General features: G+C 65.4%; 17 protein-coding genes. 4 read left to right on the top strand and 13 right to left on the bottom strand.

What is annotated here, in order from left to right; translation table 11 throughout:
- Positions 1 to 64: 64 nt before the first annotated feature.
- Entirely contained in the window at positions 65 to 265 is a 201-nt protein-coding gene (locus WMC41_RS13895) for a hypothetical protein (protein ID WP_244766991.1), read from the bottom strand.
- 173 nt (positions 266 to 438) lie between these two features.
- Complete coding sequence (locus WMC41_RS13890; RefSeq protein WP_432344040.1) at positions 439 to 1,347, bottom strand: EAL domain-containing protein; 909 nt, start codon at positions 1,345 to 1,347, stop codon at positions 439 to 441.
- Positions 1,348 to 1,671: 324 nt separating this feature from the next.
- Here WMC41_RS13890 and WMC41_RS13885 point away from each other — a divergent pair, with 324 nt between their 5' ends.
- Both WMC41_RS13885 and WMC41_RS13880 read left to right on the top strand, forming a co-directional pair.
- Entirely contained in the window at positions 1,672 to 2,874 is a 1,203-nt protein-coding gene (locus WMC41_RS13885) for a pyridoxal phosphate-dependent aminotransferase (protein ID WP_432344038.1), read from the top strand.
- 235 nt (positions 2,875 to 3,109) lie between these two features.
- Complete coding sequence (locus tag WMC41_RS13880; protein WP_288081422.1) at positions 3,110 to 3,352, top strand: hypothetical protein; 243 nt, start codon at positions 3,110 to 3,112, stop codon at positions 3,350 to 3,352.
- An 82-nt stretch (positions 3,353 to 3,434) separates the two neighbouring features.
- Here the strand turns inward: WMC41_RS13880 and WMC41_RS13875 are convergent, their stop codons facing one another.
- The 5 genes from WMC41_RS13875 to trxB all read right to left on the bottom strand — a co-directional run bounded on the left by WMC41_RS13875 (position 3,435) and on the right by trxB (position 8,626).
- A complete protein-coding gene (locus WMC41_RS13875) occupies positions 3,435 to 4,529 on the bottom strand; it encodes a calcium:proton antiporter (RefSeq protein WP_288081421.1) in 1,095 nt (364 codons plus the stop codon).
- Between the two features lie 152 nt (positions 4,530 to 4,681).
- Complete coding sequence (locus WMC41_RS13870; protein WP_432344033.1) at positions 4,682 to 5,803, bottom strand: alkene reductase; 1,122 nt, start codon at positions 5,801 to 5,803, stop codon at positions 4,682 to 4,684.
- Positions 5,804 to 5,833: 30 nt separating this feature from the next.
- On the bottom strand, positions 5,834 to 6,139 hold the full coding sequence (locus tag WMC41_RS13865; protein ID WP_244766985.1) for an ArsR/SmtB family transcription factor: 306 nt from the start codon (positions 6,137 to 6,139) through the stop codon (positions 5,834 to 5,836).
- Positions 6,140 to 6,642: 503 nt separating this feature from the next.
- Positions 6,643 to 7,539: a LysR family transcriptional regulator VtlR gene (locus WMC41_RS13860; protein ID WP_432344030.1), complete on the bottom strand. Its 897-nt coding sequence runs from the start codon at positions 7,537 to 7,539 to the stop codon at positions 6,643 to 6,645.
- A gap of 112 nt (positions 7,540 to 7,651) precedes the next feature.
- The gene (gene trxB / locus WMC41_RS13855) at positions 7,652 to 8,626 is read right to left on the bottom strand and encodes a thioredoxin-disulfide reductase (protein ID WP_432344027.1); all 975 of its coding nucleotides are present in this window, start codon (positions 8,624 to 8,626) and stop codon (positions 7,652 to 7,654) included.
- A gap of 251 nt (positions 8,627 to 8,877) precedes the next feature.
- Here trxB and WMC41_RS13850 point away from each other — a divergent pair, with 251 nt between their 5' ends.
- Positions 8,878 to 9,345: an Lrp/AsnC family transcriptional regulator gene (locus WMC41_RS13850; RefSeq protein WP_023516337.1), complete on the top strand. Its 468-nt coding sequence runs from the start codon at positions 8,878 to 8,880 to the stop codon at positions 9,343 to 9,345.
- A 54-nt stretch (positions 9,346 to 9,399) separates the two neighbouring features.
- Here WMC41_RS13850 and WMC41_RS13845 read toward each other — a convergent pair whose 3' ends face one another.
- Together WMC41_RS13845 and WMC41_RS13840 are read right to left on the bottom strand one after the other, a co-directional pair.
- Positions 9,400 to 10,359, bottom strand: a complete 960-nt coding sequence (locus WMC41_RS13845; RefSeq protein WP_432344022.1) for a mitochondrial fission ELM1 family protein — start codon at positions 10,357 to 10,359, stop codon at positions 9,400 to 9,402.
- A 1-nt stretch (position 10,360) separates the two neighbouring features.
- Positions 10,361 to 12,592 (bottom strand): glycosyltransferase, encoded by a 2,232-nt coding sequence (locus WMC41_RS13840; protein WP_432344019.1) that lies wholly within the window; start codon positions 12,590 to 12,592, stop codon positions 10,361 to 10,363.
- A 113-nt stretch (positions 12,593 to 12,705) separates the two neighbouring features.
- Here WMC41_RS13840 and WMC41_RS13835 point away from each other — a divergent pair, with 113 nt between their 5' ends.
- Positions 12,706 to 13,437: a hypothetical protein gene (locus tag WMC41_RS13835; protein WP_432344017.1), complete on the top strand. Its 732-nt coding sequence runs from the start codon at positions 12,706 to 12,708 to the stop codon at positions 13,435 to 13,437.
- 116 nt (positions 13,438 to 13,553) lie between these two features.
- Here WMC41_RS13835 and fcl read toward each other — a convergent pair whose 3' ends face one another.
- Genes fcl through greA form a run of 4 tightly spaced genes read right to left on the bottom strand, consistent with a single transcriptional unit; the run spans position 13,554 to position 17,184 of the window.
- Positions 13,554 to 14,489 carry a GDP-L-fucose synthase gene (gene fcl / locus WMC41_RS13830; protein WP_432344015.1) on the bottom strand — a complete coding sequence of 312 codons (936 nt, stop codon included), beginning with the start codon at positions 14,487 to 14,489 and terminating at the stop codon, positions 13,554 to 13,556.
- Positions 14,490 to 15,560: a GDP-mannose 4,6-dehydratase gene (gene gmd / locus WMC41_RS13825; RefSeq protein ID WP_432344012.1), complete on the bottom strand. Its 1,071-nt coding sequence runs from the start codon at positions 15,558 to 15,560 to the stop codon at positions 14,490 to 14,492. It lies immediately after the preceding gene.
- A gap of 53 nt (positions 15,561 to 15,613) precedes the next feature.
- Positions 15,614 to 16,690 (bottom strand): glycosyltransferase family 10 domain-containing protein, encoded by a 1,077-nt coding sequence (locus WMC41_RS13820; protein WP_432344009.1) that lies wholly within the window; start codon positions 16,688 to 16,690, stop codon positions 15,614 to 15,616.
- Between the two features lie 17 nt (positions 16,691 to 16,707).
- On the bottom strand, positions 16,708 to 17,184 hold the full coding sequence (greA, locus tag WMC41_RS13815; RefSeq protein ID WP_024271251.1) for a transcription elongation factor GreA: 477 nt from the start codon (positions 17,182 to 17,184) through the stop codon (positions 16,708 to 16,710).
- Between the last annotated feature and the right edge of the window lie 9 nt (positions 17,185 to 17,193).

Raw genomic sequence — 17,193 nt, 5'->3', positions numbered from 1 at the left:
TGTCTTCTGCCGTTAACTGGCCCAGAGGCGAGCGGCTTTCAAGGGCGGAGCCGGGGCGGGCGGCTCACTTTTGCGTGGGCTCGACGTGAGGCTCCGTCTTTTCGATGCCGGAGGTCTTGATCGTGTCGAGCGCGACGGCCGGCGGCGACATCAGGCTGATCACCATCGCGACGCAGGCGGCGAGCGCCGTCATCGCGATCAGGAACATGGCGCGGGACTCGCGTGCCTTCGGCTTCCTGCCGATCTTGTCTTCATCCAGAAACATCGTTTTCCCCTCCTGTCCTTCGCTTGCCTTGGCATCGAAAAAGCCCGCCGAAATCGGCGCGACGACGACCGAATTGCGGCAAGGCCCGACATTTATTGTGGCGAAAAGGTGGCAGGGTAAAAAAGGCGGATTCTCAGTGCGTTCGACCGAATAGAGCGCGCTGCTCCGCCGTCCTAGATGCCTCTTCGGCCGAACTGGCGGACGGGGCGCGTGGCGCGGTTTTCCACCGTTGCGGAGCCTGCCGTGGCAGATGCGGCCGCGGGGGCCTGCGCCGGCACGTCGTCGCCTTCGGGAAAGGTGAGGTTGAAGCTCGTCGGGGCCGGTTCCGGCCGGGCGAGCAGATAGCCCTGCATCAGCGGTCCGCCCATGTCGCGGCACAGCGCGATCATCTCCGGTTCCTCGATGCCGCCGACGATGGCACGGATGCCCTTGTGGGCGAACTGGCCGATGACGACGCGCAACAGGGCGAGGCCGGCGGAATTTTCGGCAAAGCTGCGCAGCCAGGCGGTGTCGAAGGTGACGAATTGCGGCTTCAGGCGCTCCAGCCGCGCAAGATCGCGGTCCTCGCCCATATAGTTGTCGATGGCGATGGCAAAGCCGGCGCCGTGCAGGCGTGCGGCGAAGGACGCCAGCATGTCGAGTTCGTCCTGCGGATGCTCGCGGATCTCGCAGGCGATGCGCGCCGGCGGCAGGCCCGCCTCGTGTGCGGCGAGCCGCAGCCATTCCACCTCCTGGCGGATCGCCTGGGGCGTCGTGTAGAGGCCGGCGTGGAAATTGATGATCAGCGCGGCCTCGCGCCGGCCGAGCGCGCCGGCGTTGAGGATGTGCAGGCTGCGGCAAAGCCCGTCCACAGCCGTGCGCTCCTCCTCCGGCACCCGCGCGAAGAATTCCGCCGGGGAGCAGGGCATGTCGCCCGCGCTGGCGCGGATCAGGCCCTTGAACGCGGCGATCTGCAGCCGGCCGTCCGGCCGCTCCGAAAAGATCGGCTGGAGGGCGGATTGCAGCAGGAACGGGCCGTAGGCTGCGCCGAAGGCGCCGTCCGGCTGCCGGACGAGATTGGAGAAGATGCTTCTTTCGCTCATGCAGCGCACCATCCGCTGGGACGTCCCGACCGCACGATCATAGGCGACACCCGTTAATACCGGCTTAATCCTTCGCGTAAAAATCTCTTCTGTTGCACCTCGTTTCAACCAATTGGTGTGCCGCTTTCCAGGCAGGCCCGCAATCCATTCCCTTCGTTGATGGGCTTCATGAATTTTTGCGGTAGAGCCCGCATTTCCCGCTTTTTTCGTCCTTCGTGCTTGCAAGACCCGCCCACATTCGACATAGACCTAACCGCTATGGAGCCCGGCGCTCCGGGTCCATGGCGTCAAGCCGTCTTTGAACCCGATGAGGACATCTCCATCATGGCCTTTCTTGCCGACGCCCTTTCCCGTGTGAAGCCTTCCGCCACCATCGCCGTTTCCCAGAAAGCGCGTGAACTGAAAGCGAAAGGCCGTGACGTCATCGGGCTCGGTGCTGGCGAGCCGGATTTCGACACGCCCGACAACATCAAGCAGGCCGCCGTCGACGCGATCAACCGCGGCGAGACGAAGTACACGCCGGTCTCCGGCATTCCGGAACTGCGCGAAGCGATCGCCAGGAAATTCAAGCGCGAGAACGGCCTCGACTACACCGCCGCGCAGACGATCGTCGGCACCGGCGGAAAACAGATTCTTTTCAACGCCTTCATGGCGACGCTGAATCCGGGCGATGAAGTCGTCATCCCGACGCCCTACTGGGTGTCCTACCCGGAAATGGTGTCGCTGTGCGGCGGCACGCCGGTCTTCGTCGCCACGACGCAGGAAAACAAGTTCAAGCTGAAGGCCGAGGACCTCGAAAAGGCAATCACGCCGAAGACCAAGTGGTTCATCTTCAACTCGCCGTCCAACCCCTCGGGCGCCGCCTACAGCCATGACGAGCTGAAGGCGCTGACGGACGTGCTGATGCGCCACCCGCATGTCTGGGTGCTAACGGACGACATGTACGAGCACCTGACCTACGGCGACTTCAAGTTCGCTACCCCGGTCGAGGTCGAGCCCGGCCTCTACGACCGCACGCTGACCATGAACGGCGTCTCCAAGGCCTATGCGATGACCGGCTGGCGTATCGGCTATGCGGCCGGTCCGCTCGCCCTCATCAAGGCCATGGACATGATCCAGGGCCAGCAGACGTCGGGTGCGTGCTCGATCGCCCAGTGGGCGGCCGTCGAGGCGCTGAACGGCACGCAGGATTTCATTCCGGCGAACAAGAAGGTCTTCGAGGGCCGCCGCGACCTCGTCGTCTCGATGCTCAACCAGGCCAAGGGCATCGAGTGCCCCTCGCCGGAGGGCGCCTTCTACGTCTATCCGTCCTGCAAGGGGCTGATCGGCAAGACCGCGCCGTCGGGCAAGGTCATCGAGACGGACGAGGACTTCGTCTCGGAGCTTCTGGAAGCCGAAGGCGTCGCCGTCGTGCATGGCTCGGCCTTCGGCCTCGGCCCGAACTTCCGCATCTCCTATGCGACCTCGGAAGCCCAGCTCGAGGAAGCCTGCAAGCGCATCCAGCGCTTCTGCGCGGCCTGCACGTAAGCGGCGAGCCAAGCCCGCCGGCAAGGGCGGTGCGACAAACCCCGCCCGCCCGCTGCCGTCGTCCTCGGCCTTGAGCCGAGGACCAGCCACCGCATCCGGAGGGTGGATGGGGAGGCTGGCGGATCTTCTCGACAATTCGGCCCGCCGGCGACGGCGGGTTTTTTATTGCCGTCCCCCCGTGAAATTTCCGCTTTCGTTGCCGATATTGGGGGAAAGCGAATCCTGGAGCAGGACCATGAAAATGAAGTCACTCGCCGTAACCGCCCTGGCGGCCCTTGCCGTCGCCGCGCCCGCCATTGCCGCGGACGGTTACAAGAACGGCGACGAGCGCGCGCCGCGCGGCAGCGTCGTCAGCGAACGGGCGCAGTACATGTCGTTCTACGACTATTTCTTCAACAACCCGGGCAAGTCCCGCACGCTGCGCTACGATCCCGGCGAATATTACAAGGGCCTGACCCGGGAATACGACCGGCCGTAACGGTCCTTGCCCCTGTCCCGGAGCATTTGCTCTTCACGCATTTCCGGACGCAAAGCCGCTGCGCACGTTTGCTGGAAATGCTTTAGAGCCCGATCATCGTCAGCATGACGAAGGTGGCGAAGAGGATGAAGTGCGTCATGCCCTCGATGGCGTTCGTCTCGCCGTCGTTGAGGTTGATGGCGGCGGCGATCAGCGTGATCATCACCATGACCGTCTGCACCGGCGTCATCGCCATGATGAAGGGCTGGCCGGTATAGAGGGCGATCGCCTCCATGACGGGCACCGTGAGGATGACCGTCGAAAGCGAGGCGCCCATGGCGATGTTGACGACGGACTGCATGCGGTTGGCGAGCGCGGCGCGCAGCGCAGTCAGGATTTCCGGCGCGGCGGAGATCGCCGCGACGATGACGGCCATCAGCGCCGGCGGGGCGCCCGTGCCCTTGAGGCCGGTGGCGAGCAGCACCGACATGACTTCGGCCAGCGCGCCGATCAGCACCACGCCGAAGACGATGATGACGATCGAGACGCTCGCCGCCTCGCTGTCGTCCGGCGCCTTGCTCGGCAGGCCCTCCTTTCGTTCGGCGCGCGGATAGGCGTAGCTGAAGAAATAGCTGTGCGCACCCACCTGCATGCGCAGGAAGAGGGCGTAGAGCGCGATCATCGCGCCGATGGTGAAGGCCGAATAGAGATGCCAGCTTTCGCGCGGCACGAATTCCGGCACGACCATGGAAATGCCCATGGCCGTCAGGATCATCACGCCGTAGGTCTTTCCCGAATCGTCGTTGTAGGGCTGTTCGCCATGGCGGATGCCGCCGAGGAGGGCGGCGAGGCCGAGGATGCCGTTGATGTCGAGCATCACGGCGGCATAGATCGTGTCGCGCACCAGCGTCGGCGACGTCTCGCCCTGCATCATGATCGCCAGCACCACGACCTCCACCAGCACCGCCGCCAGCGTCAGGATCATCGTGCCGTAGGGATCGCCGACCTTCGAGGCGAGGATTTCCGCGTGATGGGCGATGCGGGTGGAGACGAGGATGATGGCGGAAACGAGCGCGAAGGCCGCGACGAGCACCGGCAGGCGGCCCATCTCAAGGAGACTGTGCTCCCCCGCATAGGCGAGGAGGGCGGCGGCAAGGCCGACGAACAGGAAACGTTCCTTCAGCAGGCTGGAGAGCATGGGCGGGCGCCTTTCGACAGATGTGCTGGAATAGATGTAGCCGAGCCGCGCAAAAAGAAAACGCCCGCAGGGAGGAGACTGCGGGCGTTCTGTCCTCCCTCGGGGGAGGAGGCACCGGGGCGCTGGATTGCGCAGCATCCCGGTGAGAAATGTCAGGCGACGTTTTCGAGGATCGGATAGTCGGTGTAGCCCCTGGCGCCGCCGCCGTAGAAGGTGTCCTTGTCCGGCGTGTTCAGCACCGTGTCGTTCTTCAGCCGCTCGACGAGGTCCGGGTTGGCGATGAAGAGCTTGCCGAAGGCGACGAGGTCGGCCCTGCCGCTTTCGACGGCGTCGATGGCGAGCGCCCGGTCGTAGCCGTTGTTGACCATCCAGGCCGCCTTGCCGCCGGCGGCCTTGTAGGCCGCGCGCAACGCCGCATAGTCGAAGGGTGCGTCGCCCTGCTGGTGGTCACGCGCCCCGCCCGTCGCGCCTTCGATGATGTGGATATAGGCAAGGCCATACTTGGCGAGGCCTTCGACCACATGGGTGAAGAGCGGCTGCGGGTTCGGGTCGAAGGCATCGTTGGCGGGCGTGACCGGCGAGATCCGGATCGCCGTGCGGCCGGCGCTGATTTCCCCGGTGATGGCGTCGACGACCTCGAAGAGCAGGCGGGCGCGGTTCTCGATCGAGCCGCCATAGTCGTCCGTGCGGGTGTTGCTGCCGGACCGCAGGAACTGGTCGATCAGGTAGCCGTTGGCAGCATGGATCTCGACGCCGTCGAAGCCGGCGTCGATGGCGGCGCGGGCGGCGCGGCGATAGTCCTCGATGATGCCGGGCAGCTCGGTTCTCTCCAGCGCGCGCGGCTCGGAGGTCTCGGCAAAGCTGCCGCTGCCGTCGGCATTGACGAGATAGGTCTTCGACTTGGCGCGGATCGCCGACGGGGCGACCGGCTTGCCGCCGTTCGGCTGCAGCGTGTCATGCGAGATACGGCCGACATGCCACATCTGCACGACGATCTTGCCGCCGGCCTTGTGCACGGCATCGGTGACTTCCTTCCAGCCTTCCAGCGCTTCCGGCTTGTAGAGGCCCGGCACGTCGGCATAGCCCTGGCCCTGGTGGCTGATGGCGGTCGCTTCGGTGATGAGCAGGCCGGCGCTGGCGCGCTGCTCGTAATAGGCGGCATTCAGCGTGTTCGGCACGGCGCCCGGCGAACGGTTGCGCGTCAGCGGCGCCATGACGACGCGGTTGGCAAGCTGGATGTCGCCGATCTTGAGGGGGTCGAAAAGCGAGGTCATGGTAGTCCTTCTTCTGGCTTGGGAGAGCGCTCAAAGCGAGCGGTTGATGTGGTGGAGGAAGGCCGCGATCTTTTCCTCGTCGCGTTTGAAGAACACCCATTGGCCGACCTTGCGCGTCGTCACGAGGCCGGCGCGCTGGAGGGTGGCAAGATGGGCGGAGACGGTGGATTGCGAGAGCGCGCAGCGCTTTTCGATCTGGCCGGCGCAGACGCCGAAATCCAGCGGGTGCTCCTGGCCGGCGAAATGCCGCTGCGGCTCCTTCAGCCAGGCGAGGATTTCCAGCCGCTTGGGATGGGCGAGGGCCTTGAGGATTTCGTCGGCGTCGAGCTCGGTCATGTCGATCGTGGTTCAGCGATGAGTATATCGTATATCAACGATATTGGGTTCGCCGTTTTCCGATGCAAGAGGTCCAGGCAAAAAAAGAGGGCCACAAGCGAAGCTTGGGCCCTGCAGGTGTGAAGGTATTAGAACCTCCAGAGGGGAACAGCCAACGCGCGGCACTGGGAGGAGAAAGACCGCAAGTGCGTCGGCTGAATTGAATATGGGGGAGACAGGCCGCTTCTTCAAGGGAAACGCGTGCCAAGTTTTGCAGGAAGCGTGAAAATTCCGTCTTGGTTAACGGAAGGCAAAAAAAGAGGGCCGCAAGGTCAACTTGGGCCCTTTATAGTTTTGAAGGTAATAAAACCTCCAGAGGGGAACAGCTGGTGCGGTGGCACTGGGAGGAAAAAGCCACCAAAGTGCATCAGCTGCGTGCGATATGATGGTTTTATGGGCATACATCAATCATTTAATGTGCATGCCAGCCATGCATGGGACGCAGGCCTGCCGAATCCGCTCCCTCAGAAGTTCCAGTTGCGCGCCTTGGCGACGATGAAGTCTCTGAAAACCTTGAGCTTGGCGGAGTTCTTCATCTCGCTCGGATAGCAGAAATAGGTGTCGAAGGAGGGGATATCCGCGCTCAGCGGCAGCTGCAGCAGGCCGGGGTCGCGCCCCACGATGTAGTCGGGCAGCATTGCGACGCCGATGCCGAGCAGGCAGGCGCGCTTGATCGAGGTCTGGCTGTTGATCTGCAAGACGGACGGGCGCGGATTGTCGGAATCGCGTCCGGCGATCTCCAGCCAGTTCACATCGAGCAGGTAGCTCGGCGCGGGCTCGCCGAAGCTGATGATCTTGTGGTTGTCGAGATCGTCGATCGACTGCGGTTCGCCGTAGCGGTTGATGTAGGAGGGCGCGGCATAGATGTGCATGTGCACGGTGAAGAGCCGGCGCTGGATGAGGTCCGACTGCTGCGGTTCGCGCAGGCGGATGGCGCAGTCGGCATGGCGCATGTTCACGTCCAGCTCCTCGTTGTCGAGGATGAGCTGCACCTGCATGTCGGGGTAGAGCGCGAGGAATTCCTGCACCTTGTCGGTCAGCCAGCCCTGGCCGAGGCCGACCGTGGTGGTGATGCGCAGCTTGCCGCTCGGCTTCTCGGTGTTTTCCGTCAGCTGCACGCGCACGCTTTCGAGCTTCATCAGCACGTCGTGCGCGGTGCGGTAGAGGATCTCGCCCTGTTCGGTGAGGATGAGGCCGCGGGCATGGCGGTGGAAGAGCTTGATGCCGACATCCTGCTCCAGCGCGCTCACCTGGCGGCTGATGGCCGATTGAGAAAGATGCAGCTTGTCTGCGGCATGCGTGAACGAGCCCGCCTCGGCCGCGGCATGAAAGATCCGCAGCTTGTCCCAATCGAGCGGCATTCTGACCCCCATATGTCTTTGTGGCGGGGAGCGCGTGCTTCCCGCCCGGTCGCTGATTCAACTGTTCCCACGCGGGCGGTCGGACTATCCCGCCACCCTTTGTTGGCGGCTTCTACTCGGCCGCAATTGCGACAGGCATATGACCTGCAAGGTATTTTTCGGTTTCGAGGGCTGCCATGCAGCCCATGCCGGCCGCCGTCACCGCCTGGCGATAGATATCGTCGGTGACGTCGCCTGCGGCAAAAACGCCCGGCACGTCCGTCGCCGTGGAATCGGGCGCCGTCCACAGATAGCCGTTCGGCTTCTGGCGCAGCTTGCCCTTGAAGAGCTCGACCGCCGGCGCATGGCCGATCGCCACGAACACGCCGTCCGTCGCCATGTCGCGCGTCTCGCCGGTCTTGACGTTGCGCAGCTTCACGCCGTTGACGGAGGCGGGCATCGGCGGCTTGGGATCGGCACCGAGATATTCCACGACCTCATGGTCCCAGACGATCTTGACGTTCTCCTTGGCGAACAGGCGCTCCTGAAGGATGCGTTCCGCGCGGAAACTGTCGCGGCGGTGCACGACCGTCACGGTCCTGGCGAGGTTGGAGAGGTAGAGCGCCTCTTCCACGGCCGAATTGCCGCCGCCCACCACGATGACGTCCTTGCCCCGATAGAAGAAGCCGTCGCAGGTGGCGCAGGCCGAGACGCCGAAGCCCATGAACTTGGGCTCCGTGTCGATGCCGAGCCACTTGGCCTTGGCGCCCGTCGCGATGATCAGCGCGTCGGCGGTCCATTCGGCGCCGCTGTCGGTGGAGATGCGGAAGGGGCGCACGTCGAGGTCGACATGGGTCACGAGGTCGTTGACGATCTCGGCGCCGACATGGCTCGCCTGCTTGAGCATCTGCTCCATCATCCACGGGCCCTGCACCGGATCGGCGTAGCCCGGGTAGTTTTCCACATCCGTGGTGATCATCAGCTGGCCGCCCTGTTCCATGCCGGCGATCAGCACCGGCTCCAGCATGGCGCGGGCGGTATAGATGGCGGCGGTGTAGCCGGCGGGGCCGGAGCCGATGATCAGCACCTTGACGTGGCGGGTGGACATGGTCGTTCCTTCCGGGCCTTCCGCCCCAATGGGCCAATCCGCGCGGGTGGCGCGCAGGCATTGGCCGGCGTGTCGTTTTTCGACCCTCATTTATGAAGGGAGTGCCGTGAGTTTCAAGTGCGCGCAAGGCTTTGCCAACAGGCAAGCGAAGGCGCGTGACATATTTGTGCCGCTTGCGGTAACAATGTTGCGCTGATGTGGGCGATTCGGGTCACTTCCGGTCGCCGCCCTGAAAGGTTTCAAAAACTCCCATGTTTCGTGCCGAACTCGACGCCATCGACATCCGTATCCTGAAGGAGCTTCAGGCCGATGGCCGGATGACCAATGTGGAGCTCGCCGCCCGTGCCGGCATCTCCGCGCCGCCCTGTCTGCGCCGCGTGCGCAAGCTGGAGGAGGCAGGCATCATCGAAGGTTATACCGCGATGCTGAACGCCCCGGCGCTCGGCTACGACCTCGTCGCCTTCTGCATGGTCGGGCTCAAGCACCAGTCGGAGGCGAACCTCAAGGCCTTTGCCGCCGCGACGGGCGAATGGCCGATGGTGCGTCAGGCCTGGATGGTCTCGGGCGACAGCGACTTCCTCTTGCACTGTGTCGCCGAAAACCTCACGCGCTTTCAGGATTTCGTCATCGAGGAACTGACCGCCAATGCGCAGGTCGATACCGTGCGCACCATGCTGACGATCCGCCAGGTCAAGAAGGTCGGGCTGGTCGAGCTTTAGAGCAATACCGGCAAAAGCGCGAAGCGGTTCTGCGTCCGGAATTGCGCCGAAACTCTAGCTCACCCGCCAGCGCTTCAGGATTTCCTCCGCCAGCCCGGGCGTCGAATTGACCGGTTTGGCATGGCCGTGCGCGGGGGACTCCGGAAACCGGCCGATGACGGTCTCCTGTGACAGGGCGGCGATGAGCCTGTCGATCTTCGCATGGCCGCCGGACGGGTGGAAGATCTGCACGGGCACGCCCAGCGCGGCCGCCTCGCCCACCATGTTGGTCGAATCGGCGGTGACGACGATCTCGTCCGCCCATGACAGGTAGGCAAGGAGCGGGTTCTCCCCCGTGCTGTCCCAGAAGCGCACCCCGGGGCGGTTGCCGAGGCCGGAGAGGGCGTTGGCGAGCGGTGCCCGCGTGCGGCGCGACGTGGTGATCATCAGTCCGCAGCCATCCTCCAGCCTTGCTTCGAGACCGCGAAGGAACCGGTCGTTGTCGGCGTCCGTGAACCGATGGTGCCGGCTGTCGCCCCCGACGAGCACGGCGACCCTCGGTCGGGGCAGGGGGGCGAGCGCCTCCGCAAAGGCGGCATGCGCGTCTGTCAGCCGTTCCGGGGAAAGCCGGTTGGGCGCGGTGGTGACGACGAGGACATTCGCGCCGCGGGGCGCGTCATGCTGCTGCACGATGAGGAGATTCGCGCCGTGCCGCCGGGTCCGGGGATCCTTGAAGAGCACGCAGAAGGTCGCAGGCGCCAGCGCCTTCAGCCGGCGCAGATAGGGCACCGCGCGCCGGCCCGTGGCAAGGCAGATGTCCGGAAAGGGCGGGGCGAGCGGCGAGCCGGCCTTCGCGGGCGCATCCTTCGGGTCGATCGGCCCCCATGGCATCAGCCAGGTGAAAGCACGCCGCGGCGCCACGCGCCGCAGGATCGGTACCGACCCCATGGCCTCGGCAAGGCCGATCAGCGGCTGCTCGTCGCCGGCCTTGCCGTCGGTCAGGACCCAGACGACGGGAGGGGCGCCCTTCGCCATCTCAGCGCCGCGGCTCCGCCATCAGCCGTTCATAGGCGGAAAACTCCTTCTCCAGCATCTGCCGGGTGGTGAAGTTGGCGAGCACATGCGCCCGGCCGTTCGCGCCCATGGCCTTCAGGCGGCCCGGGTCGGCAAGCGCCTCTTCAAGGGCGTCGGCAAGCGCGGCGGCGTCGCCGGGCGGCACGAGCCAGCCGGTCCTGCCGGGCAGGACCGTCTCACGGCTGCCCCCGTGATCGGTGGCGATCACAGGCGTGCCCATTGCCTGCGCCTCGATCGCCGCCCGGCCGAAAGCTTCCGGATCGGTCGAGGCCGAAACAGCGAGATCGGCGGCGGCGAGGATCGCGGGAATATCCCGCCGGCTGCCCGTGAAGATGACGCGGCCGTCTAGGCCGAGCCGTGCGATGTCGCGCTGGAGCTCGGCGACCAGCGCGTCCGAGCCGCCGCCGACGAAGGCGAGGCGAAGATCGGGACGATCGAGCCGGGCGGCGGCCTCCAGCAGCACGGCATGGCCTTTCCACCGCGTGATGCGGCCGACCATCACCACCAGCGGACCGTCAGGCGCAGCGCCGAGCTCGCTGCGCAGGGCCGCCCGTGTTTCGGCCGGTATGGCGGCGGGATCGAAGAGCTCCGGCTCGACGCCGCGCGGGGCGACGACGACGCGCGCCTGCGGAAAACCGTAGACGGTGACGATGTGGTCACGAATGAACCCGGAATTCGCGATGACCAGCGGCGCGCGCAGCATGGCGCTGTTGTAGAAGCGCTTCAGGGCGTTGCCGTGGCTGTAGACGCCGTGGAAGGTTGTGACGAAACGCACCGGCCGGCGCGCCAGGCGGCGGGCGAGAAGGCCGACCCAGGCCGGCACGCGGCTGCGGGCATGGATGATGTCGATGCCCTCGGCGTCGACCAGCCGTGCGACGGCCCGCGCGGCCGAAATGGCGGAAAAGGGCGACTTCTTTCCGACCGGCAGCGTGACGTGCCTGGCGCCCGCCGCCTCCGCGGCGGCGACGAGCGGGCCGCCTGCGCTGGCGATCCAGTTCGGCAGGCCGAGCGTGCCAAGATGGCCGGCCATTTCGACGGCGCTGCGTTCCACGCCGCCATCGCCGAGGGCCGGGAGGAGCTGGAGAACGCGCGGTCCGGTGGTCGTCTGTGCTTCCGGCGGAGGCATCAGGAAATCCTCGATCTTGTGCTGCCAGGTCTGTTCGCGGGCATGGCGGGCGGCATTCTCGCCGAGCCGGAGCCGGAAGTCACGGTTGCCGAGCAGCGCGTCCAGCGCCGCCGTCACCGAGGCCGGATCGGCGCCGTCGCACAAAAGCCCAGTCTCGCCGTCGTGCACGGCATCCGCCGCCCCGCCGTCGCGGCCGGCAAGAGCCGGCACGCCATACCAGGCCGCCTCCAGATAGACGAGGCCGAAGCCTTCGACGGAATTGCCCTCGCGGCGCGTGGGCATGGCAAAGACGTCGGCGCGTGCCAGGAGGGCGGCCTTTTCCGCGTCCGACACGCGGCCGTGGAAGATGACCGCGCCGGCGATGCCGGCGTCTTTCGCGAGGCCTTCGAGCCGGGCGCGGTCCGCGCCGTCGCCGGCGACGTGCAGGGTCAGGCCGGGATAGGCCGGATGCAGGGCCGCGACGGCCTCGATCAGCCGGTCCACACCCTTGCGCGGCTCCAGCCGGCAGAGCGTCACGACCTGCAAGCCGTCGCCATAGGCCCTCCGCAGCGCCTCCAGCCGGTCGGGATCGGCCGCCGCCTGCGCCGGCACGGTGGGGGTGACGGTGCGCACCCGGCCGGCCGCCACATAGGGCGCGGCAAGGCTGGCGGTGAAGCTGGAATTGGCGATGACGTCCTTCGCCTTGGCCATGGCCGCCAGGATGCGCTGTGTCTTGCGCCGCGACGGGGCCGCGGGGAACTCCATGCCATGGGCGAGCACGGTGACGGGAACGGTGTCTATCGCGAGATTCTCGGCGCTCTTCCAGGTGTCGGTGATGATCCGGTCGTAGGTGCCGGAGCGGACAAGCCTTGCGGCGTCCCGCGCCTTGCGCCAGCGCCGCAGCGGCTTCCAGCCGGAGAAGCGCTTGATGCGGTAGGGGCGGCTTCCATCCGCGGCGTCCTGATCGTCGTCGGCCAGCACGGTGACGGTGTGGCCGCCCTCCTGCAGGGCAAGCGCCATCGAGCCCATCATGTTCTCGATCCCGCCGACGACCGGCGGGAAGCATTGCGTGAGTATGAGGATGTTCATGGGATGTGGGGCTCGAAAATGCGGCGTGTTCGCGGAACTCCTACCACCGGCCGGCGATATGGTCTATGGAGGCGCCGGCGCTCAATCGGCGCGGTCCAGAGGAGATGATGCGGATGCAGACGATCGTATGCATGAAATGGGGCACGCGCTATCCGGCGGACTATGTCAACCGCCTGTGGTCCATGATCAAGCGTAACACGGTGCGTCCGACGCGGCTCGTCTGCTTCACGGAGGATGCCGACGGCATCGATCCCGCGGTCTCCGTCTTCCCGCTGCCGCCGATCACCATTCCCGAGCGCGTCGCCTGGAAGCCGTGGCGCAAGATCTCGCTTTGGCAGGCCCCGCTGGCAGACCTCGAAGGTGACGTGCTGTTCGTCGATCTCGACGTGGTCATCACCGGGCCGCTCGACGATTTCTTCGATTATGCGCCCGGCAAGTTCTGCATCGCCGAGAACTGGACGCAGCCCGGCCAGGGCATCGGCAACACCTCGGTCTATCGCTGGACGGTCGGCACCAACACGCATATCTACGACGATTTCGTCCGCGACCCGGACGCCAAGATCAACAAGCACACGATCTCGCAGCGTTACGTCTCCGCCGCGGCCGACACCATGACCTACTGGCCGGCGGAATGGTGCGTCAGCTTCAAGCATACGCTCCTGCCGCGCTGGCCGCTGAACTTCTTCAAGGACGTGCCGCTGCCCGCGGGCACCCGCATCGTCGCGTTCACCGGCAAGCCCGACCCCGACGAGGCCGTGATCGGCCAATGGCCGGTGAAGGCCTGGTGGAAGAAGGCCTACAAGCACGTCCGGCCGACGCGCTGGATCGACGAGAACTGGCGCTGAGGCGTGCCGGCCTCTAGAACATTTTCGGTGAACTCCGGTTCACCGAAAATGTTCTGGATTCTTGTTTTTGCCGCATTATCCGACGCCGAAGCGACTTCGCTTCAGCTGGAAATGCTCTATCGGCCGAGCGTGTCGAGATACCAGCGATAGGCACGGTCGATGCCCTCGCGGAGCCCCGTGGCGGGTTTCCAGCCCATTGCCGCCAGCTTGGCATTCGACATCAGCTTGCGCGGCGTGCCGTCCGGCTTGGAGGGATCGGTCTCGATCCGGCCCGTAAAGCCGACGACCTCGGCGACGAGCGTCATGAGGTCGAGGATGGCGATGTCCTCGCCCGAGCCGACATTGACGTGCTCATAGTCCTCGTAATGCTTGAGCAGGAAGACCAGCGCATCGGCGCAATCCTCGCTGAACAGGAATTCGCGGCGCGGCGATCCGGTGCCCCAGATCGTCACATGGTCGAGGCCGGCAAGCTTCGCCTCGTGCGCCTTGCGGATCAGCGCCGGCAGCACATGGCTGGTCTCAAGGTCGAAATTGTCGTTCGGGCCGTAGAGATTGGTCGGCATGGCCGAGATGAAGCGGGCGCCGTGCTGCTTCATATAGGCCTGGCAGAGCTTGATGCCGGCGATCTTGGCGATGGCGTACCATTCGTTGGTCGGCTCCAGCGCGCCGGTCAGGAGCGCGCTCTCGGTGATCGGCTGGTCCGCGAATTTCGGATAGATGCAGCTCGAGCCGAGGAAGAGCAGCTTCTCGACGCCGGCCTCGTGCGCCGCCTTGATGACATTCATCTCCATGGCGAGATTGCGCTGGAGGAAGTCCACGGGCGCGCGGTCGTTGGCGAGGATGCCGCCGACCTTCGCCGCCGCCATCACCACCGCCTGCGGCCGCTCGGCCGTAAAGAAGCGCTCGACATCCGCCTGGCGCTCCAGGTTCACCGCATCGCGCGGCGCGGTCAGCACCGTGCAGTTATCGGCCGCCAGCCGCTTGGCGACGGCGCTGCCGACCATGCCGCGATGGCCGGCGACGAAGACGCGTTTTCCCGCAAGGTCGTACATTCAGGGACGGCCCTTTTCTGAAAACTCTTTCCGCATGAGCTTCAGGTCCTCCCGCACCATTTCGCGGGCAAGCTCGTGCGCGCCCGTTTCATGGCGCCAGCCGAGCACCCGTTCGGCCTTCGAGGGATCGCCGAGCAGGAGATCGACCTCCGTCGGGCGGAAGTAGCGCGGGTCGATGGAAACGAGCTGCCTGCCCGTCGCCGCGTCGAAACCCTTCTCGTCGATGCCCTTGCCCTCCCAGCGGATGGTGATGCCGGCCTCGGCGAAGGACCATTCGGCGAACTGGCGCACGGTGGTCGTCTCGCCGGTCGCCAGCACGTAGTCGTCGGCCTCCGCCTGTTGCAGCATCAGCCACATGCCGCGCACATATTCCCTCGCATGGCCCCAGTCGCGCTTGGCGTCGAGATTGCCGAGGAAGAGCTGGTCTTGCTGGCCGAGCGTGATGGCGGCGACGGCGCGGGTGATCTTGCGCGTCACGAAGGTCTCGCCGCGCAGCGGGCTTTCATGGTTGAAGAGGATGCCGTTCGAGGCATGCATGCCATAGGCTTCGCGGTAGTTGACGACGATCCAGTAGGCGTAGAGCTTCGCCGCCGCATAGGGCGAGCGGGGATAGAAGGGCGTCGTCTCGCTTTGCGGCACGTCCTGCACCTTGCCGTAGAGCTCGGACGTGGAGGCCTGGTAGAAGCGCGTCTTCTTTTCGAGGCCGAGGATGCGGATGGCCTCAAGCATGCGCAGCGTGCCGATGGCGTCGGCATTGGCCGTATATTCCGGCGTCTCGAAGCTCACCTGCACATGGCTCTGGGCGGCGAGGTTGTATATCTCGTCCGGCTGGGTCTGCTGCACGATGCGCACGAGGTTCGTCGCGTCCGTCATGTCGCCGTAGTGCAGGAAAAGCTGCGGGTCCGGCTCGTGCGGATCCTCGTAGATGTGCTCGATGCGGCCCGTGTTGAAGGAGGAGGAGCGGCGCTTGATGCCGTGCACGATGTAGCCCTTGTCGAGCAGCAACTGCGCGAGATAGGCGCCGTCCTGGCCCGTCACACCCGTTATCAAAGCCACCGGTTTCTTGGACACGTCTGTTCTCCAGGATGAATGCGGGTTTTAGAGCAGGCCTTTGTCGGAGCCGTTCAGCGTGTCAGCAGGCCGGCAATGCGGTTTTTCAGGTGAAGCGCCTCGCGGAAGAGGAAATCGCCGGCCGTCAGCAGCGGGTGGCCCTGCCGCGCCGCGCGCTGGCTCTTCAGCACGGCCTTGTCGTCGCCTTTCGGCCTGGTACCGTTCTTCTCCACCACATCGGCGATCAGTGCGACGAGATTGTGATCCTCCAGCACGCGCCGGCGCGCCTCGCGGATGGCAGGCAGCCGCTTCTCATATTCGTTGTTGTCGATCGCCTCGCGCATAATCCGATACGCCTCGTCCGGCTTGCGGATGTCGATGGCGATGAAGCTGTCGGCCGGAAAATAATCGGCAGCGTTCGGCGCGCCGAAATAGAAGGGCAGGGACAGGCCGAGGAAGGGGTCGGCCAGCTTCTCCGTGAAGTGGTGCGGGGCGAGGTGGTTCTCGATGGCGATATGGTACTTATAGGGATCGATCGCTTCCGCCTTGTCGTCGACCGGCCGGTGGCCGCGACCGAAGACGTCGAGGTCCGGCATGCGGGCGGCCATGGCCTGCGTGAAATCATACCGCAGGCGATGCAGCGTGTGGCCCTGCCGCTTCGTCGAGCAGACCGTGCCGATGACCCTGGTCTTTTCCGGAAAATGGCCGGCGATCTCGTCGGCGGTCATCAGGTGGCGGCTGCCTTCGCCGTAGAACCAGCGCAGGCCCGCCTGGCTCCAGATGCGGCCGGGATGGTGGAGCGCGAAGGGCTCCTGGCTCGTCACCACATGGCCGAACTGCCGCGTGAAGGCGCGGCCGTAGATCTTGATGCCCGACGGCTCCGTGGTGAAGAGGATGGTGTTCTCGGGCGCACAGGCGAGCTCTTCCACCCGCATCGAGCGGCGTTCGCTGCCGGCCGACGGCAGGTTCTCGTAGACCACCAGCCAGTCGTAGTCGCGCGCCTCGGGATCGAAGGTGAAGGCGAGGCCGCGCGTCGCGGAGAAGCCGGACGGCACCTGCCGGGCAAGGGGGCTTATGCCGTGGGTCCGGTTGACCCGGTCCATGACCTTGACCACCGTCGCGGCGGTGCCGTTCTTCCCTGTGGAAAGCATGGGGCTCGCCTTGTCCGTCACCCCCAGGTGACGGCGAGGATCTCGTAGGCCTTGGAGCCGCCCGGCGCGTTCACCTCGATCGAATCGCCGACTTCCTTGCCGATGAGCGCGCGGGCGATCGGCGAGGAGATGGAGATGCGGCCCTGCTTCACGTCGGCTTCCTGGTCGCCGACGATCTGGTAGACCTTCTCTTCCTCGGTGTCCTCGTCGACGAGCTTCACCTTGGCGCCGAACTTGATCTTGGAGCCGGACATCTTGGAAAGGTCGATGACCTCGGCGCGCGCGACGAAGTCTTCCAGCTCCGTGATGCGGCCTTCATTGTGGCTCTGGGCTTCCTTGGCGGCGTGGTACTCGGCGTTTTCCGACAGGTCGCCATGGGCGCGTGCCTCGGCGATCGCTTCGATGATTCGCGGACGCTCTTCCTGCTGACGCCAGCGCAGTTCTTCCTGCAGCTTGACGAAACCGCCCTGAGTCATCGGTACCTTTTCAACCATTTTATCCCG

Origin of the sequence: Shinella yambaruensis (assembly GCF_050859155.1) — a bacterium.
Lineage (GTDB): Bacteria > Pseudomonadota > Alphaproteobacteria > Rhizobiales > Rhizobiaceae > Shinella > Shinella yambaruensis.
Note: the sequence above shows the minus strand (reverse complement) of the source record. Positions and strands in the feature narration are given on the sequence as shown.

Bases quoted from the DNA above. Each gene is read 5' to 3' on its own strand.
- WMC41_RS13895 (WP_244766991.1), bottom strand. From the start codon at position 265: ATGTTTCTGGATGAAGACAAGATCGGCAGGAAGCCGAAGGCACGCGAG.
- WMC41_RS13890 (WP_432344040.1), bottom strand. From the start codon at position 1,347: ATGAGCGAAAGAAGCATCTTCTCCAATCTCGTCCGGCAGCCGGACGGC.
- WMC41_RS13885 (WP_432344038.1), top strand. From the start codon at position 1,672: ATGGCCTTTCTTGCCGACGCCCTTTCCCGTGTGAAGCCTTCCGCCACC.
- WMC41_RS13880 (WP_288081422.1), top strand. From the start codon at position 3,110: ATGAAAATGAAGTCACTCGCCGTAACCGCCCTGGCGGCCCTTGCCGTC.
- WMC41_RS13875 (WP_288081421.1), bottom strand. From the start codon at position 4,529: ATGCTCTCCAGCCTGCTGAAGGAACGTTTCCTGTTCGTCGGCCTTGCC.
- WMC41_RS13870 (WP_432344033.1), bottom strand. From the start codon at position 5,803: ATGACCTCGCTTTTCGACCCCCTCAAGATCGGCGACATCCAGCTTGCC.
- WMC41_RS13865 (WP_244766985.1), bottom strand. From the start codon at position 6,139: ATGACCGAGCTCGACGCCGACGAAATCCTCAAGGCCCTCGCCCATCCC.
- WMC41_RS13860 (WP_432344030.1), bottom strand. From the start codon at position 7,539: ATGCCGCTCGATTGGGACAAGCTGCGGATCTTTCATGCCGCGGCCGAG.
- trxB (WP_432344027.1), bottom strand. From the start codon at position 8,626: ATGTCCACCCGCCACGTCAAGGTGCTGATCATCGGCTCCGGCCCCGCC.
- WMC41_RS13850 (WP_023516337.1), top strand. From the start codon at position 8,878: ATGTTTCGTGCCGAACTCGACGCCATCGACATCCGTATCCTGAAGGAG.
- WMC41_RS13845 (WP_432344022.1), bottom strand. From the start codon at position 10,359: ATGGCGAAGGGCGCCCCTCCCGTCGTCTGGGTCCTGACCGACGGCAAG.
- WMC41_RS13840 (WP_432344019.1), bottom strand. From the start codon at position 12,592: ATGAACATCCTCATACTCACGCAATGCTTCCCGCCGGTCGTCGGCGGG.
- WMC41_RS13835 (WP_432344017.1), top strand. From the start codon at position 12,706: ATGCAGACGATCGTATGCATGAAATGGGGCACGCGCTATCCGGCGGAC.
- fcl (WP_432344015.1), bottom strand. From the start codon at position 14,489: ATGTACGACCTTGCGGGAAAACGCGTCTTCGTCGCCGGCCATCGCGGC.
- WMC41_RS13820 (WP_432344009.1), bottom strand. From the start codon at position 16,690: ATGCTTTCCACAGGGAAGAACGGCACCGCCGCGACGGTGGTCAAGGTC.
- greA (WP_024271251.1), bottom strand. From the start codon at position 17,184: ATGGTTGAAAAGGTACCGATGACTCAGGGCGGTTTCGTCAAGCTGCAG.